We start from the raw sequence: 256 nt of genomic DNA, 5'->3' as shown, positions 1-256 counted from the left end.
GCGGTGTACCCGCGGCTAGACGGAAAGACCCCGTGAACCTTTACTACAGCTTGGCACTGAACATTGACCCTACATGTGTAGGATAGGTGGGAGGCTGTGAAGCGGTGACGCCAGTTGCCGTGGAGCCGACCTTGAAATACCACCCTTGTATGTTTGATGTTCTAACGTTGCCCCCTTATCGGGGGTGCGGACAGTGCCTGGTGGGTAGTTTGACTGGGGCGGTCTCCTCCCAAAGAGTAACGGAGGAGCACGAAGG

General features: G+C 56.6%; 1 rRNA gene. It reads left to right on the top strand.

What is annotated here, in order from left to right:
* Window positions 1-256: ribosomal RNA gene (locus C7H85_RS19355) — 23S ribosomal RNA — on the top strand; the annotation flags it as partial.

The organism is Zobellella endophytica, assembly GCF_003012775.1.
Taxonomy (GTDB): domain Bacteria; phylum Pseudomonadota; class Gammaproteobacteria; order Enterobacterales; family Aeromonadaceae; genus Oceanimonas; species Oceanimonas endophytica.
Note: the sequence above shows the minus strand (reverse complement) of the source record. Positions and strands in the feature narration are given on the sequence as shown.